4 protein-coding genes are annotated in these 3,668 nt (G+C 73.0%); 2 read left to right on the plus strand and 2 right to left on the minus strand.

Annotated elements, in window-relative coordinates; genetic code table 11:
* Together NBV68_RS18415 and NBV68_RS18420 are read left to right on the plus strand one after the other, a co-directional pair.
* A partial coding sequence (locus tag NBV68_RS18415) for a glycosyltransferase (RefSeq protein WP_296312782.1) occupies nt 1-904 on the plus strand: 904 nt, incomplete at its 5' end.
* On the plus strand, nt 901-1,926 hold the full coding sequence (locus tag NBV68_RS18420; protein ID WP_296312784.1) for a glycosyltransferase family 2 protein: 1,026 nt from the start codon (nt 901-903) through the stop codon (nt 1,924-1,926). The genes NBV68_RS18415 and NBV68_RS18420, both read left to right, overlap by 4 nt.
* Here the strand turns inward: NBV68_RS18420 and NBV68_RS18425 are convergent.
* Both NBV68_RS18425 and NBV68_RS18430 read right to left on the minus strand, forming a co-directional pair.
* Nucleotides 1,845-3,176 (minus strand): glycosyltransferase family 4 protein, encoded by a 1,332-nt coding sequence (locus NBV68_RS18425; protein WP_296312786.1) that lies wholly within the window; start codon nt 3,174-3,176, stop codon nt 1,845-1,847. The two genes, NBV68_RS18420 and NBV68_RS18425, sit on opposite strands and share 82 nt — an antisense overlap.
* Nucleotides 3,173-3,668 (minus strand): hypothetical protein (locus NBV68_RS18430; protein ID WP_296312788.1); only part of this gene is annotated, 496 nt, incomplete at its 5' end. The genes NBV68_RS18425 and NBV68_RS18430, both read right to left, overlap by 4 nt.

Genomic DNA, 3,668 nt, shown 5'->3' on the forward strand with positions numbered 1-3,668 from the left:
GCGGCGGCTGCTGTTTCCGGGGCGCCTGCGCACGGCCATCCGGGGCGCCGACATCGTCATCGCCCGCAATCTCGAGATGCTGGTGCTTGGCGCCATGCTCGCGCGCAGCGGGCAGCCGGTGATCTACGAATGCCTCGACATCCACCGCAGCCTTTTAGGCACCGGGCCTGCGAGCCGCGTGCTGCGCCTGATCGAGCGCCGCCTGCTCGCCCGCACCGCGCGGGTGATCGTCAGCTCTCCGGCTTTTGCGCGGGATTATTTCCGCACCCGACAGGGCTGGGAGGGGCCGATCGAAGTGGTCGAGAACAAGGTCAGCGTGGTGCCCCGGGCCCTGCCCGCGCCCACCCTCAACCCGGGCGCGCCGTGGGTGATCGGCTGGTTCGGGATGTTGCGCTGCCGCCGCAGCCTGGCGATCCTCTCGGCGCTGGCCGCGCGCTCCGGCGAGCGCGTGAAGGTGCTGGTCGCGGGCCTGCCTTCGCCCGACATCTTCCCCGACTTCGCCGCCGAGATCGCGCGTCTGCCGGGGGTCGAATATGCCGGGCCCTATCGCCCGGCCGATCTGCCGCGCCTCTATGCCCGCGTCCATTTCGCCTGGTGCATCGACTATTTCGAGGAGGGGCTGAACTCGGCCTGGCTGTTGCCCAACCGCCTCTACGAGAGCCTCGCGCATGGCGCAGTGCCGGTCGCGCTGGGCGATGTCGAGACCGGGCGCTGGCTCGATACGGCGGGCGTCGGCCTCACGCTCGCGCAGGGCGAGGCGCTGGGCGAGGTGCTCAAGAGCATGACCCCCGCGCAGCACGCTGCCCTCACCGCTGGCGCGCGCGCGCTGCCGCGCTCCGCCATCGCCTTCTCCCCCGAGGATCACCGGCGCCTCGTGCGCCAGCTGGAGACCATGCCCGCATGACCGCTTCTGCCCCCCCGCCCGCAAGCGTCCTCACCGTCATTCCCTGCCTCAACGAGGCCGCGCATATCGCAGCGCTGATCGAACATCTGCTCGCCGACCCGGCCAACACGCGGATCGTCGTCGCCGACGGGGGGAGCACCGACGGAACCCGCGACATCGTCCGCCGCTTAATTGCTGGCGAGCCGCGCGTAACAATGCTCGACAACCCCGACCGCATCCAGAGCGCCGGGATCAACCGCGCGGTCGCGCGCTTCGGCAGCGAGGCGACATGGCTCGCGCGCATCGATGCCCATGCGCTCTACCCTGACCGCTACGTCACACGCCTGACCGTCACCGCCGAGGCCGAGGGCGTCGACGCGGTGGTGGTGCGGATGGAGACCCGCGCCGCCAGCGGCTTTGCCCGGGGGGTGGCGGCGGCGCAGAATTCGCGGCTCGGCACCGGCGGGGCGGCGCATCGCGGCGCGGCGGTAGCGGGTCTCGTCGACCACGGCCACCACGCGCTGATGCGGATCGCCGCCTTTCGCGCTGCGGGCGGCTATTGCGAGACCATGCCCTGCAACGAGGATGCCGAGCTCGACCTGCGGCTGTCGGCGCTGGGGCACCGCATCTGGCTCGCGCCCGATCTGCCCGTCACCTATTTTCCGCGCGGAACGGCGCACGCGCTCGCCCGGCAATATTGGCGCTACGGCGCGGGCCGGGCGACAACCATGCGGCGCCACAGCCGCAAGCTGAAGCTGCGTCAGGCGCTACCGCTCGTCATTGCGCCCGCCTGCGTTGCGGCGCTCGCCGCGCCGCTGTATCCGGCCCTCGCGCTGCCAGCGGCGGGCTGGGCGCTGCTGTGCCAGGGCTGGGGCCTCGGCCTTGCGCTTCGCCAGCGCCGCGCTGATGTCGCGCTCGCAGGCAGCGCGGCGATGATCATGCACTTCGCTTGGAGCGCGGGCTACTGGAAGCAGGAAATCGCCGCACGGGTTTCGAGGGGCAGGAGCGTGCCCGCCCCGGTGCTGCCCTTCGCTGCCTCCTGAAGCCATGCGCGGTAAGCGCGGTGCGTGCCGGCAGGCGCGAAATGCGCCGCCACCGCCGCGCGCGCGGTCTGCGAGAGGCGCTCGCGCAAGGCGCCGTCCTGCTGCAAGGCGAGGATCGCTGCCGCGAAGCCCGCTGCGCTGTCAGCCACCATCACCGCCGGGCCGCAGGCCTCCTCCACGCCTTGCAGCGTGACCGGGCTCACCACCATCGGCTTGCCCCAGGCGAGCGCCTCGACCAGCTTGATCTTGAGCCCCGAGCCGAACCGCAGCGGCGCGATGACGATCCCGGCGCGGGCATAGAAGGGCGCGAGCTGCGCTACGAGCCCGTGCAGTCGCACGCCATCGGGCACCCGCGCGCCCGCGAAATCGGCAGCCACCGTCCCCACCACATCGAGCCGCGTCGCGGGCGCAGCGGCGGCGACGACCGGCCAGACCTGCTCGAGAAACCACGCCAGTGCGTCCGAATTGGGCGCGGTGCGGCTGCCGACAAACAGCAGCCGGTGCGGCTCGCCCGGCGCGGACTGCGGGGCTTCGGGCGTGCGGGTTCCCGGGGCGAGGATAACCCGCGTCTCGGGCAGCGCACCGGCGACGAAATTGGCCTCGTCCTGCTGGATCGCAATCACCGTGCCCGCCCGCCCGAGCAGCGCCACCTCGGCCTCGCGCGAGAGGGCGGCGACCGAATCCCGCTCGGCCCCCGCCCCCGATCCGGCGCGGCGGTGGAAGAGATCGTGCATGATGATCGCGCTGCGGCCCTGCGGCACGCCGAGCAGCGCGAAAGCTTCGGACTGGAAGGCGTAATCGGCGAGCACCACGTCGCCCGTCCCGAGCACCTGCGCCGAAAGCCAGGCGCGGTCGGCGGCGGTCCAGGGGGCGGCGATGGTGTAGGGGCGCGGCCGGTCGCGGGTCCAGGCGCCCTTGAAGCCGAGCCGCCGCGCTAGGCTCCGGCCGGCGCCGATCGCCGCATCGCGCCACACGCCCGGATCTCGCGAGACTGACCACCTTCCGATCTGCACGACGCCGCGAATGCGATGCTCGGCGAACACGGCCATCTCGGGGCGCGCGCGGTAGCAGGGGATGCGGCCCATCACATCGGGGGTCGGCTGCCACAGCACCGGCACCAGCCCGGCCGCCTGCGCCGAGCGGGCGAGGTCGATCACATAGGACGAGCTGCCGTTGGTCGCCCCGATCAGCCGCTGGCGGCTGACGATGATGGCGCGCGGCGACGGCGGCAGCGGATCTCCTGCACTCATGCAGCGAGCCCCGCCACCCGCCGCGCCCGTTCGCGCCAGACAAGACCAGCGTCGCCATCGGTGCTCTTGGGGATGAGTTCGAGCAGCGCGCCGCAGCTGTGCTGGTCGATCACCAGGTCGATCAGCGGATGCCGCGCGCCGACCGCCGCCACAAACGGCGCGCCGTCGCCGATCGCATAGGCGGCCCGCTCGGCCAGCGCCACGTCGGCGAGCAGCACCAGTGCCGCCCCCTGCCCTGCGCTGGCAACCGCGAGCGGATCGGCGAGTTCTGCTTCCGAAAGCCGCACCACCGCGGAGCCGCTCGCCTCGGCGAGCGCGGCGGCGATGGCGACGGGGGAGCCGGGCACGGGCGCGCCGCAGAGCAGTACATGCGGGGCAGGTGGTGCAGGATCGAGCGCCGCGCCGCGCCGCCCACGCCACCGACCGGCGCGCCGCGCCAGTCCCTCGCGCGCGCTTGCCCACAGCAGCCCGAGCGCACGCGGGCGGCCCGCA

Source organism: Erythrobacter sp., from assembly GCF_023653175.1.
In the GTDB taxonomy this organism is placed as follows: domain Bacteria; phylum Pseudomonadota; class Alphaproteobacteria; order Sphingomonadales; family Sphingomonadaceae; genus Erythrobacter.

What these genes read in the sequence shown, in the direction of transcription:
- NBV68_RS18420 (WP_296312784.1), top strand. Translation starts at nt 901, where the DNA reads ATGACCGCTTCTGCCCCCCCGCCCGCAAGCGTCCTCACCGTCATTCCC.
- NBV68_RS18425 (WP_296312786.1), bottom strand. Translation starts at nt 3,176, where the DNA reads ATGAGTGCAGGAGATCCGCTGCCGCCGTCGCCGCGCGCCATCATCGTC.